The sequence below is a fragment of the Clostridium sp. AM22-11AC genome (assembly GCF_003473545.1).
Taxonomy (GTDB): Bacteria; Bacillota; Clostridia; order Lachnospirales; family Lachnospiraceae; genus Enterocloster.
Genome location: NZ_QUCM01000001.1, coordinates 1 through 22315, shown reverse-complemented (window position 1 = coordinate 22315; position 22315 = coordinate 1). Strand labels below are relative to the sequence as shown.

The following is a 22315-nucleotide window of genomic DNA, read 5'->3' as shown; positions in this document are numbered from 1 at the left end:
CTTTTTTGGGGTTCAGAAAGCACATCAGGATGTTCTTTCCTAGTATACCACACATTTTTCCGGGGGAATATATGGATTTTAAGAAAAGGTCATGAAAAGATATAGACTTTAGATATGGACTTTCAGACTTTAATATGTTAAAATTATACAGACGTAAAAAATTGTATTATTTTTAAAACGACCGTCCGGGGGCGGTAACGTATATAAGGAGCAAAAATCATGAATAAGAAGATCAAAACAGAAGCCGTAGATCATTTATTTGACGCGATCCTCACGCTGAAAGATCCGGAAGAGTGCTACAAGTTCTTTGAGGACGTATGCACCATCAATGAGCTGCTGTCACTGTCACAGCGATACGAAGTGGCAAAAATGCTCAGGGAAGGAAAGACCTATCTTGAGATCGCGGAAAAGACAGGAGCATCTACAGCTACCATCAGCCGTGTGAACCGTTCTCTGAATTATGGAAGTGACGGATACGATATGGTATTTGAGCGGCTTCTTGGAGAAGAGAAAAAAGAAGAGCAGTAAAAAGAAAATGTATCGGGGATGAAAAGAGCCTTGCAGGCTATGTATGCTGCAGGGCTCTTTTTAAATGGGCAAAAAGATAGGCAAAAAGTTTTTGGTAAAAGGTTTACAAAAAGTTATGTGAGTGTTATTCTAATAGTACGTTATTTATAGAAAATAATAACGGGAGGTTACATAAAAATATGAAATTAATTAAAACAGTAGACGCAGAGGGAGCGGTCCTCTGCCATGATATTACCCAGATCATCAAAGGTGTGACCAAGGATGCAGTTTTTAGAAAAGGCCACATTGTTACAAAAGAAGATATCCCGGTGCTTTTAAGCGTGGGAAAAGACCAGCTTTATGTATGGGAAAAAGAAGAGGGCATGCTTCATGAAAATGACGCGGCAGAAGTCCTTTGTGCCATGTGCAAAGGGGAATACATGGAGCGTTCCCAGGCAAAAGAAGGAAAGATCGAGCTGTCTGCAGCCTGCGATGGTTTATTAAAAATCAATAACAATGGTTTAAAGGCAGTCAATGGCTTCGGTCAGATGATGATCGCCACCCGCCACGGAAATTTTGCCGTTAAAAAAGGCGATAAATTAGCGGGAACCCGTATCATCCCACTTGTCATTGAAGAAGAAAAGATGACAAAGGCAAAAGAAGCAGCTATGGCAGCAACAGGAAATAAGCCGATCTTAGACCTGCTTCCATTTAAACATAAAAAAGTAGGTATCGTTACCACTGGAAACGAAGTTTTCTATGGAAGGATCAAAGATACCTTTACACCTGTCATTGAAGGGAAAATGGCAGAATTTGATACAGAGATCATCGACCATGTGACCTGGAACGATGATGATACAAAGGTAACAGCATCTATCCTTGATATGATCAAAAAAGGCGCAGATATCGTAGTCTGTACCGGCGGCATGAGTGTGGACCCGGATGATAAGACCCCTCTTGCCATCAAAAATACCGGGGCTGATATTGTATCTTACGGCGCACCGGTACTTCCGGGAGCTATGTTCATGTTAGCTTATTATCAGGTAACAGAGGGAGAAAATCCAAGAACTGTAGCTATTATGGGACTTCCTGGCTGCGTTATGTATGCAAAGAGGACTATTTTTGATCTGGTCCTTCCAAGAGTTATGGCAGACGATCAGGTAACAGCAGAAGAACTGGCTGCTTTGGGCCAGGGCGGCTTATGTCTGAACTGTCCAGTCTGTAGCTTCCCTAACTGTGGTTTTGGAAAGGGAGTGTAATAGAAATGGAATTTACACATTTTGATGAAAATGGCAATGCCCTTATGGTGGACGTAAGTGAAAAAGCAGAGACAAAGCGGGAAGCTACTGCCAGAGGAAGCATTTATATGAGCCCTGAGTGCTTAAAGAAAGTAAAAGAAGGGACTATGGCAAAGGGAGATGTACTGGGAGTTGCCAGAGTAGCCGGTATCATGGGTGCTAAGAAGACATCTGAACTGATCCCGCTGTGCCATTTGTTAAATCTTACCAAGCTGACGGTGGATTTTACCATAAAAGAAGAAACAAACGAGATCGAAGCAGCCTGTACCGCCCGTACTACCGGAAAGACAGGTGTGGAAATGGAAGCACTGACCGGTGTAAATATTGCCCTTCTTACCATTTACGATATGTGTAAGGCAGTGGACAAGTCCATGGAAATGGGAAATATTTACCTGGAACATAAATCCGGTGGAAAAAGCGGCGAGTTTGTCAATCCCAGAAAGCAGGGCATCTGATGAAGGACAGAATGGGAAGAGAGATCGACTACATGCGGTTTTCCATTACAGACCGGTGCAACCTGCGGTGTAAATACTGCATGCCGGAGGGCATTGACTGCATGCCACGCTGGGATGTGTTATCTCTGGAAGAATTTGAAGCCATTGCCATTGCGGCAGCATCATTAGGGATCAAAAAGATCAAAGTTACCGGTGGAGAGCCACTGGCAAGGAAAAGCTGCCCTCAGTTAGTAAAGATGCTTAAAAATATCCCAGGCATTGAAAAAGTCACCCTGACTACCAACGGAGTCCAGTTAGATCAGTATCTGGATCAGCTATTAGATGCAGGACTGGATGCTATTAATGTAAGCCTGGATACCGTAGACCCGGTACTTTATGAGAAGATAACGGGCCGGGATAAGTTAGCCGATGTTATGAGGTTCATTGAAAAAGCAGAAAGCTTACCAATCCCTGTTAAGATCAATGCAGTTTCCATTGATTTCAGACAGTTACAGGAGAATGGAAAAGCTACAGAACTTTCCCCTCAGGAAAACTGGCAGCAGATGGCAGAACTTGCAAAGCATTATCCGGTGGATGTGCGTTTTATAGAAATGATGCCCATCGGCTATGGAAAGCAGTTTAAGACCATTGATCACAACTGGCTGCTTGAAAATATGAAAAAGGTCTATCCGGATCTGGAAGAAGACACAAGAGTTCATGGATTTGGACCTGCGGTTTATTATAAAGTTCCCGGATTTAAAGGAAGCATTGGTCTGATCAGTGCTATTCACGGAAAATTCTGTTCTACCTGTAACCGCATCCGTCTGACATCCCAGGGACATGTAAAATCCTGTCTCTGCTATGATGAGGGAACAGATCTTAGAAGTATTTTAAGAGAAGGGCAGGAAAGACCGGATAAGGATACCCATTATATCTGGCCAGAAGGCAGAGATGTAAGGGATGAAAAGCTGCAGGAAAAGCTGCGGGAAGCACTTGCAAAGGCGATCTACGAAAAGCCAGCGGCACATTGCTTTGAAAAGCCAGGTGAGATCACCGAGGCACATAACATGATTTCAATTGGAGGATAAGATAAAATGGAAATAACTGGAAAAAGAGGACCGGAAGGTGTTGTAAAAGCGGTCTGTACCAGTGAAAAAAAAGGTGTTGAAAAACATTCTGTTCCGGAAGGACATTTCCTGAAAGATTTTGGTATCGAGGGAGATGCACACGCTGGTAAATGGCATCGTCAGGTAAGTCTTTTGTCTTATGATAAAGTAAAAGAATTTAATGAGCGTGGCGCTCAGGTAGAAGATGGTGCTTTTGGAGAAAATCTGGTGGTAGAAGGGATTGATTTCCGTTCTCTGCCGGTAGGAATGATGATCTATATCGGGGATGTGGTTTTACGCATGACCCAGATCGGCAAAGAATGTCACAGCCATTGCGCGATTTATAAAAGAATGGGCGAATGCATCATGCCAAGAGAGGGCGTGTTTGCAGAGGTCTTACAGGAAGGAACCATTCATCCGGGAGATACTGTTATTACCTGTTATCCAGATGAGAACCGGCCTTTTCAGGCAGCTGTTATCACTTTAAGTGATAAAGGTGCCAAAGGAGAAAGAGTAGACGAAAGCGGTCCTGCAGCAAAGGAAATGCTGGAGCAGGCGGGATATGAAGTAGTAGAGACGCTGATCCTTCCGGATGAACCGGCTATGTTAAAGACACAGTTAATGCGTCTGGCAGACGGCAGACAGCTGGATCTGGTGCTTACAAGCGGCGGAACCGGTTTTTCCATGAGAGACCAGACTCCGGAAGCAACCATGGCAGTGGCAGACCGGAATGCTCCCGGAATTGCAGAAGCCATTCGTTATAAATCCATGGCAGTGACAGACAGAGCCATGTTAAGCAGAGGTGTCAGTGTGATCCGAAAGAAAACACTGATCGTAAACCTGCCGGGAAGCCCAAAGGCAGTAAAAGAAAGCTTGGGATTTATTTTAGACAGTTTGGATCACGGCTTAAAGATCCTTCGCGGCAGTGCTTCTGAGTGTGCCAGAAGAGATTAAGAAAAGGAAAACGGAAAGTTTTAAAAATCGCATATAGACAGTATCTTTGTACCGCCTGCAGCGGGAGGAAGAATACCGTGCAGGCGGTGTTCTCCTTATGATCGCTATAGTCAAACGAGTATAACGATACTGCTATAAATAAATCAATTTTTATTTAAAGGAGAAATGAGATTATGAAGAAACAGATTTGCCTTGTAATGGCAGCTATGATGGCAGCAGGAATGTTAGCTGGATGCTCCGGCAGCGCAAAGGAAACCACAGCAGCAGCTACTGAAGCAGCAACAACCGCAGAAGAAACAAAAGCAGAGGAGACAACTGCAGAAGAAACTACAGCAGCTTCCGGCGAAGAGACTGAGATCTTAGTTGCAGCAGCAGCAAGCTTAAAGAACGCTTACGAAGATAAGCTGATCCCAATGTTCGAAGAAGCAAACCCAGGCGTAACTGTAAAGGGAACCTATGACAGCTCAGGCAAACTGCAGACACAGATCAAGGAAGGTCTGGAAGCAGACGTATTCATGTCCGCAGCTAAGAAGCAGATGACAGCTCTGGATGAGGAAGGCATGATCGCTTCCGATACCATTACTGATCTGTTAGAGAACAAGATCGTTCTGATCGTTCCAACTGGAAATGAGAAGAAGCTGGAGAAGTTTGAGGACATCGAAAATGCAGACAGCATTGCATTAGGCGATCCTGCAAGTGTTCCAGCTGGACAGTATGCACAGGAGGCTTTAACTAACCTGGGTATCTGGGATAAGATCCAGGATAAGGTAAGTTTCGGAACCAACGTAACTGAGGTATTAAACCAGGTAGCAGCAGCAAGTGCTGACGCTGGTATCGTATACGCTACTGATGCAGCAAGCATGGCTGATCAGGTAGAAGTTGTTGCAGAAGCTCCAGAAGGAAGCCTTGCAAAGAAGGTTATCTATCCTGTAGCTGTTGTTAAGGGTACTGCTCATGAGGAAGTTGCAAAGGAATTTGTTGCTTTCTTACAGACTGATAAGGCAATAACAGTATTTGAAGAGTATGGATTTTCCAGTGCGCAGTAGTCAGTAACTATAAAACCGGGATGTTGTAAAGTAAGTTACAGTATCCCGGTTTTAATCAATTTCCCATATAAATCTCATAAGAAAAGAGGTTCTAAATGGACTGGTCCCCAATTTTGATTTCCATGAAGACAGCCAGTCTGTCTATTTTCATCACATTTTTTATCGGGCTGTTTGCAGCCTGGGCAGTGGTAAGCCTGAAAAATGAAACATTAAAGGTTATCTGTGATGGTATCCTGACACTGCCTTTAGTCCTGCCGCCTACAGTAGCAGGCTTCTTTCTGTTATATCTTTTCGGTGTAAAACGTCCTATTGGACAGTTTTTTATTGAATATTTCAGTGTAAAGATCGCCTTTTCCTGGATCGCAACTGTTTTAGCAGCCGTTACCATGTCATTTCCGTTAATGTACCGTTCTGCCAGAGGTGCTTTTGAGCAGGTTGACCAGAACCTGGTTGCAGCAGCCAGAACACTGGGAATGAGCGAATGGGCTGTATTCTGGAAGGTGCTGTTTGCAAATGCAACACCGGGTATCTTAAGCGGCGGCGTTCTTGCTTTCGCCAGAGGTTTAGGTGAGTTTGGCGCCACTGCCATGATCGCAGGAAACATTGCGGGAAAGACAAGAACACTTCCTATGGCGGTCTATTCAGAAGTAGCTGCAGGAAATATGGACGCAGCGTATTCTTATGTAGCTATCATTGTTGTCATTGCATTTATTTCCGTTGTTCTTATGAACTGGGGCGCATTGATCCGCTCACGGAAGTTTTAATGTTCTCTCGGAGGTAAAAAGAATGGCTATTCAAACAGAACATTCTCTCCAGCTTGGAGTTGAAATAAAGAAAAAATTAAAAGAATTTGACCTGGACATCTCATTCAGCGCAGGAAAAGGGTGTCTGGGTATTTTAGGTCCTTCCGGCTGTGGAAAGAGTATGACTCTTAAATCCATTGCAGGTATCGTTACCCCGGACAGCGGCCGTATTGCCTTACAATATGCAAAAGGGGAAGCTGCCGGGGGAAGAGTTCTCTATGACTCGGCTTTAAAGATCAATGAAAAACCACAGATGCGCCGTGTAGGCTATCTGTTCCAGAATTATGCCCTTTTCCCAAACATGTCTGTTGAGGAAAATATTGCAGCCGGTCTTAAAGGAATGGAAAAGAAAAAGGCAAAAGTAGGAGAAATGATCGAACGTTTCCGCCTGACCGGTCTTGAAAAACGTTATCCGGGACAGCTTTCCGGCGGTCAGCAGCAGAGAGTTGCGTTAGCCCGTATTTTAGCTTATGAGCCGGAAGCACTGCTTTTAGATGAGCCTTTTTCTGCTATGGATACATACTTAAGAGAGGGTCTGCGTCTGGAACTTTCTAAAGTATTAGCTGACTATGACGGTGTTTCTGTTATGGTAACCCATGACAGAGACGAGGCCTTCCAGCTTTGCAAAAATATTATGCTGTTAGACAAGGGACATGTGCTGATCGCTGGAAATTCCAGAAAGATCTTCCAGGATCCTGTTACCTGTAAGGCAGCAAGACTGACCGGATGTAAGAATATTTCAAAGATCGAACGGATCGGCGAATACCGTGTCCGCGCTCTTGACTGGGACAATCTGGAATTTGTTACAGACCGGACCGTTGGAGATGATATAACTGCCATCGGTATCCGTGCCCATGATTTTGAGCCTTTGGCAGGAGAAGAGGCAAAGGCCAAAAAAGAGGCTGGAGAGGAAAATCTTATCCCTGTTGTAGATCCAAGTATTTCCGAAATGCCATTTGAGTGGTATATTACTCTTAGCAATGGTCTTTGGTGGAAAAAGGAAAAGACCATCCATACTCATGATGCAGCGGGAGTAGTACCGGAATATCTCCGGGCAGATCCGTCAGCGATCCTGCTTTTAAAGGGAGAACTGTAGAACAGACATAAGAAAGGAAATGGGAAACATGGAGTTAGAAACTGGAAAAAAGCTTCGCACAGGAGCAGTTATTGTGGCAGCAGGACATAAAAGTAAAAATTCTGTTTTTAAACCCTTGCTTCCGGTGGGCGACAGTACGGCGATCCGCCGCATCATCATTACCTTAAAGCGGGCGGGAGTTTCCCCTATCGTAGTAGTAACAGGGGATAAGGCAGATGAGCTGGAAAAACATATTTCCAATCTCCAGGTGATCTGCCTTAGGAATGAGCAGTATGCTGTGACCCAGATGTTTTCCAGTATCTGTATGGGGCTTAACTATATAGAAGATCTTTGCGACCGCGTGTTTGTGCTCCCGGCGAAGTTCCCGGTTTTCTTACGGGAAACTGTGCAACGTCTGATGCAGTCAGATGCAGATGTGGTCCGTCCCATGTTTGACGGCCACAGAGGTCATCCGGTTCTTATTTCTTCTTCTGTACTTCCCTCTATTGTATCTTATCAGGGAAGTGATGGTTTAAGAGGAGCCCTTCGTCAGGCAGCAGAAACCTTTCAAGAAGAAAATATTCCCGTTGAGGACAAGGGGATCATTCAGGCTATAGAAACAGAGGGAGACAGCAGCGTTGATTTTATCCGGAAACAGCAGATCCAGGTCCATCCAAGGATCCAGCTTGGCTTAGAACGGGATGATATATTTTTTAATGCCCAGACAGCCCATTTCTTACAGCTTACTTCCCATACAGGTTCCATGCAGACAGCCTGTAAGCAGATGCATATGTCATACACAAAAGGCTGGAAGATCTTAAGAGAAGCAGAAAAACAGTTAGGCTTCCCGCTTTTGTTTTCACGGTCCGGAGGCAGTGACGGGGGGTCTTCCAAACTGACCCCTAAGGGAGAAGAATTTTTAAAACGGTATGTAAAAATGGAAGAAGACCTGAAAAAAGAGGGAGAACGGTTGTTTGAACTTTATTTCGGGAGAGAAGTATAAAAACAGAGTAAACTAAAAACAGGATGATTGCAGGTATGAGCTTGCAATGGTTCTGTTTTTGCTTTATGGATGATATAGATCCTGCGTTAATTGCAGAAACCAGGGTTTCACGTTTGGGGTACCTTTGAAGAGGATGTTCCTTCCCAGGAAGTTGCAGAAGAAACCAGAAAAGAAGATTAGAAAAGAAGATTAAACTAAAAATGTTTGCATAATTGCAAAAAAATGTTATACTTAAGTAAGTAACACAAAAAGCAGTTTGGAGCTTTATGCAAGCAGTATGCAGGAACTGTCCGGTGATCCGGGAGAAAAACTGTGAAAAGCCGGTACGGCCATTGCCCCGGGATGAAGATCCCGGAAATGGCCCGCCGGTTTTTTTGCTATAGCGTTGTATTTAATTAAGAATAACAGAGGAAACTATATGGGGGAAAGCAGGCTTCACTACGGAATGTCGCTGAGGCTATATTTTGAGGAAAAAGCTTTTGGACCGGGAATGGTCATGCTCCTTCAGGAGGTGGAGCGTACCGGTTCGCTGCAAAAAGCAGCAAAGGCTATGAATATGGCTTACAGCAAAGCCTGGAAGATGTTAAAAGGGGCAGAAAAAGAATGGGGATTTGCCCTTACAGACCGTGAGACCGGAGGAAAAGACGGCGGCGGTTCTACACTGACACCACAGGCAGAACGGCTGATCGAGGCATACGAAGGCTTTAAAAAGGATGCAGTAGATCATCTGGATCAGCTGTTTGCACAGTATTTTTCAGAGGAAAAGGTAGAAAAGATAAAAGGAATGGAGTGATATTATGGAGCCACAGGAGATCGTATTCTGTAAAGGAGGCGGCTGTACTGCCAAGCTGGGACCGGGAATACTGGCAAGAGTGTTAAATAACCTGCCAAAGACCTATGATCCCAACCTGCTTATCGGCTTTGACGGTTCTGATGATGCAGCGGTGTACAAGCTTACCGATGACCTGGCTATTGTACAGACACTGGATTTCTTCCCGCCTATGGTGGAAGATCCCTATATTTTCGGTCAGATCGCAGCAGCAAATGCCTTAAGTGACATTTACGCTATGGGCGGTGATGTAAAAACAGCTTTAAATATTGTATGTTTCCCGGAAGCAATGGATTTAAACATCTTGGGAAAGATCATGTTAGGAGGCAGTGAAAAGGTAAGAGAAGCAGGCGGCGTCCTTGCAGGGGGACATTCCATTGCAGACAGCGATGTAAAATATGGCCTGTCTGTAACAGGGGTGATCCATCCGGATAAAGTGTTTGCCAACAGCGGCTGTAAAGTGGGAGATGCGCTGATCCTTACAAAGCCACTTGGCGTCGGGATCGTATGTACGGCATCACGTATGAAAGCAGCTTCCAAAGAGGCCTATGACCTGGCAGTGAAATCCATGACTACATTAAATAAGTATGCGTCTGAGATCCTGCGTAAATACCGTTTACACGGCTGTACCGATGTGACAGGCTTTGGATTTTTAGGCCATCTTTGTGAAATGGTCACAGACCAGGCTACAGCAAGGATCTATAAGGAAAAAGTGCCTTATATCCCGGAATGTGAGGATTATGTAGAAGAATTTTACCTGACAGCTGCTGCCCAGAGAAACAGAAACCATGTGCAGGATAAGGTGGAGTTCAGAAACTGCTCCTTTGCAACAGAAGAGATTTTATATGATCCGCAGACGTCCGGCGGACTGCTGGCATCTGTAGATAAAGAAGATGTTCCGGCTATTATGGAAGAACTGGAAAAACTGGGACTTCCCTGCGGCGTAGTAGGAGAGATCCTGCCGAAACAGGAGAAGGCGGTTATCATCCAGTAGATGAACATGGCCGCCCACGGGCGGCTTGACAAGATACATGCCAATAAACCGCCAACGGAGGTTTTGGATATCAGATTTATGGAAAGAGAGGAAGAAAACCATGAGATTAGATGAAAGAGGAAAACAGTGCCCATTACCAGTTATTGAAGCAAAGAAAGCATTAGAGGCATCTGCACCAGGAGAAAAGGTAGAAGTTGTTGTAGATAACGAGATCGCAGTCCAGAACTTAAGTAAAATGGCAGATCACAAAGGTCTTGCTGTATGCTCTGAAAAGACAGGTGAGCGTGAATTCTTAGTTACCATTACTGCAGGAGAAGGAAATGGTGAAGCTGCTGAAGCACCAGTTGCAGCAGAAGAAGTGACCTGCACACCAGATGGAAGAAGAAAAGGCATGGTAGTTGTCCTTTCCTCCAACCAGATGGGACAGGGGGATGAGGCATTAGGAAAGCTTCTGATGAAGGGCTTTGTATTTGCACTGACCCAGCAGGATATGCTGCCGGAGACCATTCTTTTATACAATAGCGGTGCCTTCTTATCCTGTGAAGGTTCTGACAACCTGGAAGACCTTAAGACCTTAGAGGCACAGGGTGTGGAGATCCTTACCTGTGGAACCTGCTTAAACCACTACGGACTGGCTGAAAAGCGTCAGGTAGGCGGTGTTACCAATATGTATGAGATCGTGGAGAAAATGACCAAAGCCAGCGTAGTGGTACGTCCATAAGGCATTTTGTGCCAAGGCACATTCTTTTTTACTTAGAAAGTATAATTTTTTAGGAGAAGGTAAATATATGATACAGAGAAATGAACAGCTTGTGATCGTAAGAGGAGGGGGAGATATTGCTACCGGTACCATCAGCCGGCTTTTCCGCAGCGGATATCCGGTAGTGATCCTGGAGATATCCACACCGTCTGCGATCCGCCGTCAGGTGGCGCTTTCAGAAGCTGTTTATGACGGGGAGAGCAAGGTTGAGGATGTGACCTGTATAAAGGTAGAGTCCTGGGAAGAAGCAAAAGAGGTATTAAAAGAGAAAAAGAAAGTACCTCTTTTAGTAGATCCGGAGTGCAATATCTTAAAACAGGTACGTCCATGGGCCTTAGTAGATGCGATTTTGGCAAAGAAAAATCTGGGGACAAACCGCCAGATGGCAGATAAGACCATTGCTTTGGGACCTGGTTTTAGTGCAGGTGTAGATGTAGATCTTGTAGTTGAAACACAGAGAGGCCATAACCTGGGCCGTATTATCGAAAAGGGACCGGCTACGCCCAATACAGGTACTCCCGGTATCATCGGCGGATACGGAAAAGAACGGGTCATCCATTCACCGGCAGAAGGAAAGCTTTACGGCAGAGTAAAGATCGGTGATAAGGTAGAAAAAGGACAGACCATTGCTGTAATCTGCACAGAAAACGGGGAAGAGGTCAAGGTAGAGGCAACTCTTACCGGTCTGGTCCGCGGTCTGATCCGTGATGCTTATCCGGTAACAGTTGGCTTTAAGATCGCAGATATCGACCCGAGAGAAAGTGAATATAAAAACTGCTTTACCATTTCTGATAAGGCAAGAAATATCGGAGGCTCTGTTTTAGAGGGCCTGATGTACTTAGAGGAAAAGCAGGGATATTAAGGAGGGGAGCATATGATCTATCTGGACAGCGCGGCTACTTCTTTTTACCGTCCGCCCTGTGTGGCAGAAGCGGTGGCAGAGGCCATTTCCAGTATGGGAAACTGCTCCAGAGGAGCTTATAAAGAAGCACTTACAGGAGCCAGAGTCATTTTTGAGACCCGGGTCCTTTTATCAGAAATGTTCCATGGAGATGGTCCGGAGCAGGTGGCATTTACAGCCAATTCTACCGAAAGCTTAAATATTGCCATTAAGGGGCTGATCAGACCGGGAGACCGGGTAGTGACAACGGTTTTAGAACACAACAGTGTGCTGCGTCCTTTATATGAAATGGAAAAACAGGGAGCAGAACTGGTCATTGTTGGCTGTGAACAGGCACCGGAAAGTGCCGGTGAAGAGGAAAAAGAACGGGTAAGACGCCTTGGAAAACTGGACTACAAAGCCCTTAAGGCAGCGATCACACCGGGAACCAGGGCAGTAGTCATGACCCATGCATCTAATCTTACAGGAAATCGTACAGATCTAAAAAAAGTAGGAGAGTGGTGCAGACAGGCCGGAGCCCTTTTTATCGTAGATGCATCCCAGACAGCAGGTCATTTTCCTATTAATATAGAAGAAAACCATATTGATGTGCTGTGTTTTACCGGTCACAAAGGCCTTATGGGACCCCAGGGAACAGGCGGACTGTGTGTGCGCAAAGGTCTTGCTGTAAAACCTTTATTATCAGGAGGAAGCGGTATCCTTACCTTTGAAAAACAGCATCCTTCAGTGATGCCTACAGCGTTAGAAGCAGGTACTTTAAACGGGCATGGCATTGCCGGACTGAGAGCTGCCCTTCTTTACATAAAAGAAGAAGGGATCGAGGCCATAGGCGCCCGGGAACAGAAGCTGATGCAGCTTTTCTATGAACAGGTAAAGGAGATCCCGGATATCCGCATTTACGGGGATTTTTCACAGAAAGACAGAGCTGCTATTGTGTCTTTAAACCTGGGAGAAGAAGAGTCCGGGGAAGTCAGCGACTATCTGTCAACAGAATATGGGATCGATACCCGTTCCGGCGGTCACTGTGCGCCTTTAATGCATGGGGCTTTAGGCACTGTGGACCAGGGGGCTGTGCGTTTCAGTTTTTCTCATTTTAATACAGAAGAGCAGGTGGAATGTGCAGTACGGGCATTGAAAGAGTACTAAAAAGGAATAAAACCCAAAAGAAAATATCTCAAAATACAAAAAACAGGACTGTGGACCAGGGAATTTCTGGTTACAGTCCTGTTTTTATTTTTTTAGTTCATGCCTGTCTCTATGCCGGAACATGCTGCATTAAGATCTCAGTAAGAGCAGTACCGCTGCTGGTATGACAGCGCACGATCTCGGTCTCCTGCTCATTGACCTCGTCTAAAGCGCAGCGGATCATCTTGTGGGAAACGGTATTGGTGAACAGAACTAAAAGATCCGGTCTTCCGATCTGCTTGTCCAGGCTGGCACTCATCTGAGTGAATACCTTTGCCTTGCAGTTATAGTTTTTACAGATTTTTTTATACTGGCTGACCATACGGTCATGTCCGCCGATGATAACAACGCTCATGAATGTAGCCTCCTTTGGTGTGTGCAATATAATGTGTTGTGTGCCCCTGAAAAGTGTATTTAGAACATGTTCTTGTATTATATGTATGGGGGAATGGTAAGTTATATGTTTCGTATCAGAATGGTTAGTGCTAACTAACTCTTGATAAAATCATACATGATTTGTAGGAAAATGTCCATAGGATTAAATGATAAGTTTTCTCAATAACATGTTAATAATTTGGCGGGCTTGTTAATTCTAAAACTTTTTGCATAATATACAAAAATATTTAGATATTCTCAAAAACCTTATTATTTTTGCGGATTGTACCTAAAAAATTTTTAGGTTATACTGTTTACAGAGTTAAGAAAGCAATCCAACAGGTTGAAACAAACCGGTTAAGCAATAAAAACTACGAATTAAAAACTACGACTCAGGAAAGGAAGACAAGAACATGGCAGCAATCGCAGTAACATTTGTATTTGGAATTTTAGCTTACGATATGTATAAAGTAATCTGTGAGAAATAATAACAGATAAAAATTGAAAACCAGCAAAGACCTGAAACAGTCTGGATCAACAGACGCTGTTTCAGGTCTTTTTGTATTTGTTTTATATTTGTACACAGCTGTTTTCTTTACGGTATTAAGAATTTATGGTAAAATTACTCCAAAGACAAATTTTGGGGGAATTTATTTGAAGATTTCTGTAAAAACACAGGGAAAATGGACACAGACGGATACGTTGTGGTCCGCGCTTTTTATAGACGATCGGTTAAAAAAAGATCCGGGTCAGGCAGACCATTCCCCTGTTCTTTCTTTTGTGGGAGGCGGGGGAAAAACCTCTTATATACGCCGTCTGGCCTGGGAAGGCAGAGAAAAAGGATGCCGTGTGCTGGTAATGACTACGACCCATATGGCAGTTCCGGAATATTTTGGAGTATTGGAACCGGATCTGGGACAAGTAGAAAAAATGCTGGAAAAAGAAGGGATAGCAGTTGCAGGATGTCCTGCCAAAGAGGGAAAGATCGCTTTCCGGGACTGGGAGTTTTATGAAAAAGCAGGAAAACTGGCAGATGTGATCTTAGTGGAGGCAGATGGTTCCAAACGGCTTCCGGTGAAAGTGCCTGGACCAAAAGAACCGGTGATCCCTGAAAATTCCGATCAGATCCTTTGTATCTATGGTCTTGGAGCTTTGGGAAAACAGGCAGCCGACTGCTGTTTCAGGATGCAGCCGTCAGAACAGCTTTTAAAAATACCAGAGGATCAAAAAGATGGAAAATGGATCATGACAGAGGAGAAAATGTCTCTTTTAATGAAAAAGGGGTATTTAGAGCCATTGAGACAACAATTTCCTTACAGTCAGGTGATCCCGGTCTTTAACCAGGCAGATACCATGAAACTGGAAGAAAATGGAAAAAACATTCTGGAAAGAATGGAGGAAGAACGGGGAATATTAACAGGAGAACTGTGGAAGGAAACGTCATTTAACCTGTTTTAGGGGGATGTACTGTATAAAAAGATAAAAGAGGTAAGTACAATGAAGGTATCAATGATCTATATGGCTTCCGGATTTGGAAAGCGTTATGGGACCAACAAACTGATCACAGAATTCAGAGGCGAGCCGTTGTATCTTCACGGGCTTTTAAGCTTGCAAAAGGCAGCGAAATTGTTAGAAAAAACGGAAAAGATCAACTGTCAGCTGATCCTCATCAGCCAGTATGAACGGGTACTGTCCGGATCTGTGGAGCAGGTTCCGGAAGCAGAGCGCTTTTTTAATGAGGACAGCGACCAGGGAATTACAGCTTCTATTAAACTTGGCACAGAGGTTGCCTGGGATAATGCAGATGCATATCTGTATTTTGTGGCAGACCAGCCCTGTATGGCAGGAGAGACCATAGCCAGGTTTGTCAGTGAGTTTATGAAAAGCAAAAAAGGGATCGGCTGTGTGTGTGCAAAGGGACACAGAGGCAGCCCTAATATATTCCGTAGACGCTACAAAAAAGAGCTTCTTGCTTTGGAAGGAGATCAGGGCGGACGCCAGATCATGCAGAAATATCCACAGGAAATATGGATGATGGAAGTGGATGAAAGAGAATTAAAAGATATTGACCAGCCGGCAGATCTGACTGCATTGCGCCTGGAACTGGAAAATACGTGATCTTTCAGATATTAAAGACAGCAGAATTGTTTTAAAAGCACAAGGGAAGAAAAATGAAACAGAAAGAAAATGTAAAAGAGGAAGTAAAAGAAGAGGCAGGGGAAAAACAACAGAAGAATAACTTCGCCCAGGGAAGCATTGTTGTAAACATATTAAAACTGGCAGTGCCTATGACATTGGCACAGCTGATCAATGTGCTCTACAACATTGTAGACCGGCTTTATATCGGCCAGTTAAAAGATGAGGCGACCATATCTTTGACAGGTCTTGGACTGTGTCTGCCCATCATATCCATTGTGATCGCCTTTGCAAACCTGTTTGGAATGGGCGGTGCCCCATTGTGTTCCATTGAAAGAGGACGGGGAAACAATGAAGAGGCAGAAGCCATTATGGGAAATTCCTTTGCTATGATGGTTGTTGTAGGAGTTATCCTGACTGTGGTGGGACTTGTATTTAAACGGCCTATGTTGTATTTATTTGGCGCCAGTGACGCAACCATCGGATATGCGGACTCCTACATCACCATTTATCTGATGGGAAATATCTTTGTTATGACCGGCCTTGGAATGAACAGCTTTATCAATTCCCAGGGTTTTGGCACCATTGGAATGATGACTGTATTATTGGGAGCAGTTGCAAATATTATCCTGGATCCTGTTTTTATCTTTTTCTTTCACATGGGTGTGCGTGGGGCAGCGCTGGCAACGATCTTATCCCAGCTGATCTCCGCCATCTGGATCTTAAAATTCCTTACAGGTCCAAAGGCTATTTTAAAGCTGAAAAAGAACTGTATGAAACTGAAAAGATCCAGGGTCCTGCGTATCATTGGCCTTGGAATGAGCGGCTTTACCATGTCCATTACCAACAGTTCTGTCCAGGTCATGTATAATGCCATGCTCCAGAAAACAGGCGGTGATTTATATGTAGGTATTATGACGGTCATTAATACAGTCCGTGAAGTCATTTCCATGCCGGTCCAGGGCATTACCCACAGCTCCCAGCCTGTGATGGGATATAATTACGGTGCAAAAGAATACGGCCGTGTGAAAAAAGCAATTGTGTTTGTATCTGCTGTTTCTGTTTTGTATACATTAGGAGTGTGGTCTCTGGTCCATGCATTTCCGGAGTTTTTCATCCGTATCTTCAACCGTACCGGGGATCTGGTGGAAGCGGGAATTCCGGCTATGCGTATTTATTTCTTCGGCTTTTTCATGATGGCGTTTCAGTTTGCAGGACAGGCCATCTTTGTTGGTCTTGGAAAAGCGAAAAATGCGGTATTCTTCTCTATTTTCCGTAAAGTGATCATTGTAATACCGCTGATCATTATTTTACCCAGCATGTTTCATATGGGAACGGACGGCATTCTTATGGCAGAACCGGTGTCCAACTTTATCGGCGGAACGGCATGCTTTGTGACCATGCTCTGCACCGTATGGCCGGAACTTACAAAAGGGGAAAGGGATAAAAACAAATGAAGATAAATTTGCGAAGGGTTACAACAGGCGCTGTTCTTATAGCAGCAGCGTCTGCTTTTTTGTTCTGTACCGGATTTACGAAAGCATCTGATCATGGGAACCATGAAAATGGTTATTTAAAGTCTGCAACCTATTACTCGGATGACTGGGTGATCAATTTCTGGAACAGTGAAAGCAGCCATATGGATGAGGAGTTAAAACAGATCCGGGAAGATGGGTTTAACAGCATTATTCTTGTAGTACCGTGGAGGGAATTTCAGCCATCTATGGCGCCGGAACACTATAATGACTACGCATGGGAGAAGTTTGACCGGGTAATGAAGGCGGCAAAAGCCCAGGATCTGAAGGTCATGTTAAGAGTGGGATATACCTGGGACTATTACAGCAGTGAAAATGTACTGGCTCGTTATGAAAAGCTGCTTTATGACAGTGAAACAAAGAAAGCATGGCTTCACTATGCAAAACGGTTGTATGAAAAGGCGTCTGCTTATGACAATTTCAGCGGCGGTTTTATTACCTGGGAAGATTTCTGGAATTTTGCGGAAAATGGCAGTACCCTTTATGGAAGCGGGATCACAGGACGGAAAATGGCAGCACAGTGCGGCTATACCCAGTATGTAAAAGAACATTATACATTAGAAGAATTAGGAGAGATCTACAGGGATACCTTTGACTCTTATGGGGAAATCTATCTGCCGGCAAAAGAGTCTTATGCAAGAAAATTGTTTTTCCAGTTTTATGACCATTTTTTAAATGATATCCTTGCAGAGACCCAGACTGTATTTCCGGACCTTTCCATGGAAGTGCGTCTGGATGTGGATCCGGTAAGGCGGCTGGACGGGACATTAGAAGGTGCTCCTCATGATGCTACTTTTTCCTGTGGCTCATCCGGCTTTGCCAGTGCCATGTTCAGCGTTCCCATGGGATTTGAAAATAATGGGGAAAAAGTAACAGCAGCCCAGGCTCTTTCCAATGCAGCTTCTTATTTTGACCGGTTATTCCAGAGCAGCCAGCAGAAAAAGATCTACATTGACCAGTTCTTATTTACAGATAATACACCTGGTTTTGAACATAATGCCCAGCTTTTGGAAACGGAGAAAGCGGCTTATCTGGATGGAATGGCAGAGCTGTTTAAGGCAAAGACACTTGGATACGGGATCTGGACCTACAGGGATTACGGGGATAATAAAGTGTATAATTCCCAGTTTGCCCTTGCACAGCAGGGCTGGAAATTTTCCGGCGGGAGCAAAGTAGAAGAGCACAATGGAAGCAGGATGGCAGTACTTCCGGTTTCCGGATGGATCAGCCAGGATATCCACAACCGCTCTGCAGGAATGGAAGAAAATAACCTGTATGTAAGTTTTCTGCTGGAAGGAGAAGGAAACTGCCGGGTCATGGTGCAGGCAGGAGGACAGAAGCAGACTGTATCTGCAGGCAGTCCGCAGACCGTGACCCTTAACTTTGGTACTGCATCTGCAGGAGAACTGGTCATTTCAGCCCAGGGAACAGGAACAGTATACATAGATGATGTAAAAGTGTATACTGGCATTACGCAGGGGGACATGTACCATATGGACGGAACAGAAAGCTCCTGTATCCAGGCAGTACGTGCCATGAACGCAAAAGTCCGTTAAAAAAGCGCGCTTAGAATAAAAAAAGAGTTTCGGAACATAATAGTCTGGTAACCTTTAAACCTAAGAAATGTTTGAATGAAAGATCAGGAGGGACCAGATTATGACGAAACTGGAATGTAGCGCAAAAAACTGTGTACACTATGCGGAAGGGTGCTGCTGTAAGAGTTCTATTACAGTAGACGGGGCTTATGCACGCTGTGCAGATGATACCTGCTGCGCAAGTTTTTCTGAAAACACAGGCGGAGTCTTTAAAAATCTTTTTAAAACGCCTGAGTCCAAACTGGATGTGGTTTGTGATGCGGACAGCTGCAGATATAATGAAGATCACTGCTGCTGTGCAGGAAAGATCGATATCCGTGGAGAAGGCGCCTGTGACTGCGGAGAGACCTGCTGCGGTACTTTTGAGCAGGGATAACGGAGAAAAAAATAAATAAAAAACCTATTGACAAAGAAAATAAAATAGAGTATAGTAATAAAAGTTGTGAGAACGACTGACAGGAAAGCAGGTATATCCGCCTCACCCTGGCACGAGCAAGTGACCCGGGTTCATATTTCAGACACTGACTGAAAACTGAATGTTTTGGTTTGATTTTTATCTGGTATCGTATTGAGAGACAGATAAAGGTTTCAGTGAAAGATTATGTATTTTTGCGGATGGCACTGGCTATCCGCTTTATTTTTGCTCTTCATTCAAAAACATGACTATGGAGGTGTACAACTATTAGCGAATTAATGATTAACGAACAGATCAGAGACAGAGAAGTAAGATTGATCGGTGAAAATGGTGAACAGTTAGGAATTATGTCTGCAAGAGACGCTTTCAAGCTGGCACAGGAAGCAGAACTGGATCTGGTAAAGATCGCACCAACTGCTAAACCACCGGTATGTAAGATCATCGATTACGGAAAATACCGTTACGAGCTGGCTCGTAAGGAAAAAGAAGCCCGCAAGAAACAGAAAGTAATTGATGTAAAAGAAGTTCGTTTGTCCCCGAATATTGATACTAACGACCTGAACACAAAAGTAGGAGCTGCCAGAAAGTTCCTGGAAAAGGGAGACAAAGTAAAAGTTACTCTTCGTTTCCGCGGTCGTGAAATGGCACATATGTCCAAGTCAAAATACATTCTGGACGATTTCGCTGAGAGTCTGGCTGATATCGCAGTAGTAGATAAGCCCTCAAAGGTGGAAGGAAGAAGCATGGTTATGTTTTTAACTGCAAAACGTTAAAATAGAAAGTTTTAAGGAGGAAATTTACAATGCCAAAGTTAAAAACCAGCAGAGCTGCAGCAAAGCGCTTTAAAAAGACAGGAACCGGTAAGTTAGTCCGCAATAAAGCTTACAAGTCTCACATCTTAACTAAGAAGTCTACTAAGAGAAAGAGAAATCTTAGAAAAGATATCGTTACCGATGCTACTAACGTAAAGGCAATGAAGAAGATTTTACCATATCTGTAAGTTTTAGATTGTAGAAGGAGGAATTACCGATGGCAAGAATTAAAGGCGGTTTAAACGCAAAGAAGAAGCACAATAGAATCCTGAAGATGGCTAAGGGCTACAGAGGCGCTCGTTCTAAGCAGTACAGAGTTGCTAAGCAGTCCGTTATGCGCGCACTGACCAGCTCCTACGCAGGCAGAAAAGAGAGAAAGAGACAGTTCAGACAGCTGTGGATCGCTCGTATCAACGCAGCAGCTCGTATCAATGGTCTGTCCTACAGCAAGTTCATGTACGGCTTAAAGCTGGCTGAGGTTGATTTAAACCGTAAGGTTCTGTCCGATATGGCTATCAACGATGCAGAAGGTTTTGCTAAGTTAGCAGAACTGGCAAAGAGCAAACTTGCTTAATCTGTCAGAATTATTATAAATAGTAAGCACCGGGAATGACTGAAAAGTTGTTCCTGGTGTTTTTTTGTTGCCATGCATTTTATGCATCTGAAGGAAGCTGCCGGTAGCAGGTTCAAAGTAAAGAAATACCGCCTGCATCCAACAGAACTGGCAGCAGACAGTATTTGAAGATTTTTGGGATAAATACAATGTTTTGAAGCGAATCTGATGTGATCAGATCAGGCCACAGCGTTCGCCTTGGGGAATATCCCTCTGTATACATGCAGGAAGTAAATGATCTCTGTAATGGCTGTAATGGTCCAGGAGAAAACATAAAGCAGATACAAAGACGGGATCGTCTTAAAGTAGGCAAATACAGTGTAGACCCATACAACACGGAATACACAGGAACCCATGATCACGATGAACATGGGAACCAGACTCTTTCCAAGGGCTCTGGAAGCGGCAATGGTGCAGTCCATAAAAGCAGAAACACCATAGGAAAAGCCCATGATGGTAAGGCGCTTAAGACCGGCAGTAATGACTTCAGGATCAGCTGTAAACAGAGATAAGAACTGTTTTCCGAAGATAACTAAGAGCAGTCCCATAGCACCTCCGATGCCGAAAGAATACAGCAGGCTGATCAGATAGCTCTTTAATACCCGGTCACGTTTTCCGGCACCCAGGTTCTGGCTCATAAAGCTGGCGCATGCGGTATAGATAGCTGCCATTACGTCATAGATCAGGCCGTCGGAGTTTGCAGCCGCAGAATTTCCTGCAACCATAGTGGCGCTGAAGGAATTGACACCTACCTGTACAAACAGGTTTGCAAGGGCGAAAATAGCATTCTGCAGACCGGAAGGAATACCGATCTTTAAGATGTCGATGGTCTTTGACGGGTCCGGACGGAGCTTTGATAAATGCAGTCTGTAATCTGTATTGATACAGAACAGATCCCGTAAGATCAGTCCGGCAGATACATACTGGGATATGGCACTGGCAGTTGCAACACCGGCTACATCCATCTTGCAGATGACGACGAAGAACAGGTTCATGATCACGTTTAAAACGCCTGCAAGGAGCAGATAGCGTACCGGCCTTGCTGTATCACCGTCTGCGCTGAAAATAGCATTACCGCAGTTATAAACAGCCAGGGCAGGCATTCCAAGGAAGTAAATGCGAAGATACAGCACAGAGCCGTCGATCAGTTCTTCCTTTGTATGTAAGATCTCAAGGACAGGTCTTGCAAAGCAGATACCGAATAATAACAGGGCCAGACCGCTGCAGATACTGACGATAAGAGCAGAGTGGACCGTATGGGAAAGAGCCTGCTTTTTCCCGGCGCCAAGATAGAGGGCGGTAAGTACATTGATACCACCCGCCAGACCAATGAGAAAGCCTGTAAACATCGTTACCAGGATCGCAGTGGAACCAACGGACCCCAAAGCTAACGGCCCCGCAAAACGTCCTACAACGGCGATATCCGACATATTAAAAAGAACCTGGAGGACATTGGAAAGCATCAGCGGTATGCTGAAAACAAAAATGTTCTTCCAAAGGGATCCCTGAGTCAGATCTTTAGATGGCTGTTTCATAAAAACTTCTCCATTCGTAAAAATAATTTTATATATGAAATTTTATAAAGATAAAAAAAGACCCATAACACAGAGTTTTCTGTGTTATCAGCACTAGCTTCAGTATAGCATAAGGGGATATTGTGTACAAGAGATGGAAAAATAAAAGTTTCTTTTGTTTATGAGTATTTATGATATTAAAGAGATCCTTTCTATAGATATCGAACATATCATAGAAGGATCTCTTTTAGTGGTTATGTTTTAAACATGTATTTCCTGTTTTGTAATTATTTATCAAGGCCTTTTCATACAATGTTCTTGTAACGATCAGGATCGGTATCGCCCTCTGTAGAGAAGAGCAGTACTTTGGAATTTTCATCCAGGCCAATGTCATTTCTTAAATCTTTGTATTCGTCCATGGTCAT

At 44.1% G+C, this 22315-nt stretch carries 24 protein-coding genes; 22 read left to right on the top strand and 2 right to left on the bottom strand.

Features of this window, described 5'->3' with window-relative positions; translation table 11 throughout:
- Nucleotides 1-219 precede the first annotated feature (219 nt).
- The 14 genes from DW251_RS00120 (at nucleotide 220) to DW251_RS18100 (ending at nucleotide 12856) form a co-directional block, all read left to right on the top strand.
- A complete protein-coding gene (locus DW251_RS00120) occupies nucleotides 220-528 on the top strand; it encodes a YerC/YecD family TrpR-related protein (protein WP_021868718.1) in 309 nt (102 codons plus the stop codon).
- 179 nt (nucleotides 529-707) lie between these two features.
- Nucleotides 708-1766, top strand: coding sequence for a molybdopterin-binding protein (locus DW251_RS00115; RefSeq protein WP_118299875.1), 1059 nt, complete (start codon nucleotides 708-710; stop codon nucleotides 1764-1766).
- Between the two features lie 5 nt (nucleotides 1767-1771).
- Nucleotides 1772-2260, top strand: a complete 489-nt coding sequence (gene moaC, locus DW251_RS00110) for a cyclic pyranopterin monophosphate synthase MoaC (protein WP_021868716.1) — start codon at nucleotides 1772-1774, stop codon at nucleotides 2258-2260.
- Complete coding sequence (moaA, locus tag DW251_RS00105; RefSeq protein WP_118299874.1) at nucleotides 2260-3327, top strand: GTP 3',8-cyclase MoaA; 1068 nt, start codon at nucleotides 2260-2262, stop codon at nucleotides 3325-3327. The genes moaC and moaA overlap by 1 nt, the downstream gene beginning before the upstream one ends.
- A gap of 6 nt (nucleotides 3328-3333) precedes the next feature.
- A complete protein-coding gene (locus DW251_RS00100; RefSeq protein WP_021868714.1) occupies nucleotides 3334-4299 on the top strand; it encodes an MOSC domain-containing protein in 966 nt (321 codons plus the stop codon).
- Nucleotides 4300-4472: 173 nt separating this feature from the next.
- Nucleotides 4473-5345: a molybdate ABC transporter substrate-binding protein gene (modA, locus tag DW251_RS00095; RefSeq protein WP_118299873.1), complete on the top strand. Its 873-nt coding sequence runs from the start codon at nucleotides 4473-4475 to the stop codon at nucleotides 5343-5345.
- A gap of 95 nt (nucleotides 5346-5440) precedes the next feature.
- Nucleotides 5441-6109: a molybdate ABC transporter permease subunit gene (gene modB, locus DW251_RS00090; protein ID WP_021868712.1), complete on the top strand. Its 669-nt coding sequence runs from the start codon at nucleotides 5441-5443 to the stop codon at nucleotides 6107-6109.
- A gap of 22 nt (nucleotides 6110-6131) precedes the next feature.
- Complete coding sequence (locus tag DW251_RS00085) at nucleotides 6132-7244, top strand: ATP-binding cassette domain-containing protein (protein WP_347474594.1); 1113 nt, start codon at nucleotides 6132-6134, stop codon at nucleotides 7242-7244.
- A gap of 28 nt (nucleotides 7245-7272) precedes the next feature.
- Nucleotides 7273-8226, top strand: a complete 954-nt coding sequence (locus DW251_RS00080) for an NTP transferase domain-containing protein (RefSeq protein WP_021869074.1) — start codon at nucleotides 7273-7275, stop codon at nucleotides 8224-8226.
- A gap of 418 nt (nucleotides 8227-8644) precedes the next feature.
- On the top strand, nucleotides 8645-9019 hold the full coding sequence (locus tag DW251_RS00075) for a LysR family transcriptional regulator (RefSeq protein ID WP_118299872.1): 375 nt from the start codon (nucleotides 8645-8647) through the stop codon (nucleotides 9017-9019).
- Between the two features lie 4 nt (nucleotides 9020-9023).
- Nucleotides 9024-10049: a selenide, water dikinase SelD gene (gene selD, locus DW251_RS00070; RefSeq protein ID WP_021869076.1), complete on the top strand. Its 1026-nt coding sequence runs from the start codon at nucleotides 9024-9026 to the stop codon at nucleotides 10047-10049.
- Between the two features lie 100 nt (nucleotides 10050-10149).
- Nucleotides 10150-10770, top strand: a complete 621-nt coding sequence (gene yedF, locus DW251_RS00065) for a sulfurtransferase-like selenium metabolism protein YedF (RefSeq protein WP_021869077.1) — start codon at nucleotides 10150-10152, stop codon at nucleotides 10768-10770.
- A 67-nt stretch (nucleotides 10771-10837) separates the two neighbouring features.
- Nucleotides 10838-11671: a selenium-dependent molybdenum cofactor biosynthesis protein YqeB gene (yqeB, locus tag DW251_RS18105; protein WP_021869078.1), complete on the top strand. Its 834-nt coding sequence runs from the start codon at nucleotides 10838-10840 to the stop codon at nucleotides 11669-11671.
- 12 nt (nucleotides 11672-11683) lie between these two features.
- Complete coding sequence (locus DW251_RS18100) at nucleotides 11684-12856, top strand: aminotransferase class V-fold PLP-dependent enzyme (RefSeq protein WP_021869079.1); 1173 nt, start codon at nucleotides 11684-11686, stop codon at nucleotides 12854-12856.
- A gap of 109 nt (nucleotides 12857-12965) precedes the next feature.
- Here DW251_RS18100 and DW251_RS00055 read toward each other — a convergent pair whose 3' ends face one another.
- On the bottom strand, nucleotides 12966-13250 hold the full coding sequence (locus tag DW251_RS00055) for a DUF2325 domain-containing protein (RefSeq protein ID WP_118299871.1): 285 nt from the start codon (nucleotides 13248-13250) through the stop codon (nucleotides 12966-12968).
- 674 nt (nucleotides 13251-13924) lie between these two features.
- On the opposite strand from DW251_RS00055, the gene yqeC reads away from it, so the two are divergent.
- The 8 genes from yqeC (at nucleotide 13925) to rplT (ending at nucleotide 20337) form a co-directional block, all read left to right on the top strand.
- Nucleotides 13925-14728, top strand: a complete 804-nt coding sequence (gene yqeC / locus DW251_RS00050) for a selenium cofactor biosynthesis protein YqeC (RefSeq protein ID WP_243034823.1) — start codon at nucleotides 13925-13927, stop codon at nucleotides 14726-14728.
- A gap of 39 nt (nucleotides 14729-14767) precedes the next feature.
- Nucleotides 14768-15388: a nucleotidyltransferase family protein gene (locus DW251_RS00045; protein ID WP_021869081.1), complete on the top strand. Its 621-nt coding sequence runs from the start codon at nucleotides 14768-14770 to the stop codon at nucleotides 15386-15388.
- A 53-nt stretch (nucleotides 15389-15441) separates the two neighbouring features.
- Nucleotides 15442-16863 (top strand): MATE family efflux transporter, encoded by a 1422-nt coding sequence (locus DW251_RS00040; protein WP_118299870.1) that lies wholly within the window; start codon nucleotides 15442-15444, stop codon nucleotides 16861-16863.
- Nucleotides 16860-18497 carry a hypothetical protein gene (locus DW251_RS00035; RefSeq protein WP_118299869.1) on the top strand — a complete coding sequence of 546 codons (1638 nt, stop codon included), beginning with the start codon at nucleotides 16860-16862 and terminating at the stop codon, nucleotides 18495-18497. The genes DW251_RS00040 and DW251_RS00035 overlap by 4 nt, the downstream gene beginning before the upstream one ends.
- A 100-nt stretch (nucleotides 18498-18597) precedes the next feature.
- Nucleotides 18598-18912, top strand: coding sequence for a DUF1540 domain-containing protein (locus DW251_RS00030; RefSeq protein WP_118299868.1), 315 nt, complete (start codon nucleotides 18598-18600; stop codon nucleotides 18910-18912).
- A 317-nt stretch (nucleotides 18913-19229) separates the two neighbouring features.
- Nucleotides 19230-19724, top strand: coding sequence for a translation initiation factor IF-3 (gene infC / locus DW251_RS00025; protein WP_021869085.1), 495 nt, complete (start codon nucleotides 19230-19232; stop codon nucleotides 19722-19724).
- Between the two features lie 29 nt (nucleotides 19725-19753).
- Entirely contained in the window at nucleotides 19754-19951 is a 198-nt protein-coding gene (rpmI, locus tag DW251_RS00020) for a 50S ribosomal protein L35 (RefSeq protein WP_021869086.1), read from the top strand.
- A gap of 29 nt (nucleotides 19952-19980) precedes the next feature.
- Nucleotides 19981-20337, top strand: a complete 357-nt coding sequence (gene rplT / locus DW251_RS00015; protein ID WP_021869087.1) for a 50S ribosomal protein L20 — start codon at nucleotides 19981-19983, stop codon at nucleotides 20335-20337.
- 218 nt (nucleotides 20338-20555) lie between these two features.
- On the opposite strand, the gene DW251_RS00010 is transcribed toward rplT, so the two are convergent.
- Complete coding sequence (locus DW251_RS00010) at nucleotides 20556-21911, bottom strand: MATE family efflux transporter (protein ID WP_021869088.1); 1356 nt, start codon at nucleotides 21909-21911, stop codon at nucleotides 20556-20558.
- Nucleotides 21912-22315: the final 404 nt, after the last annotated feature.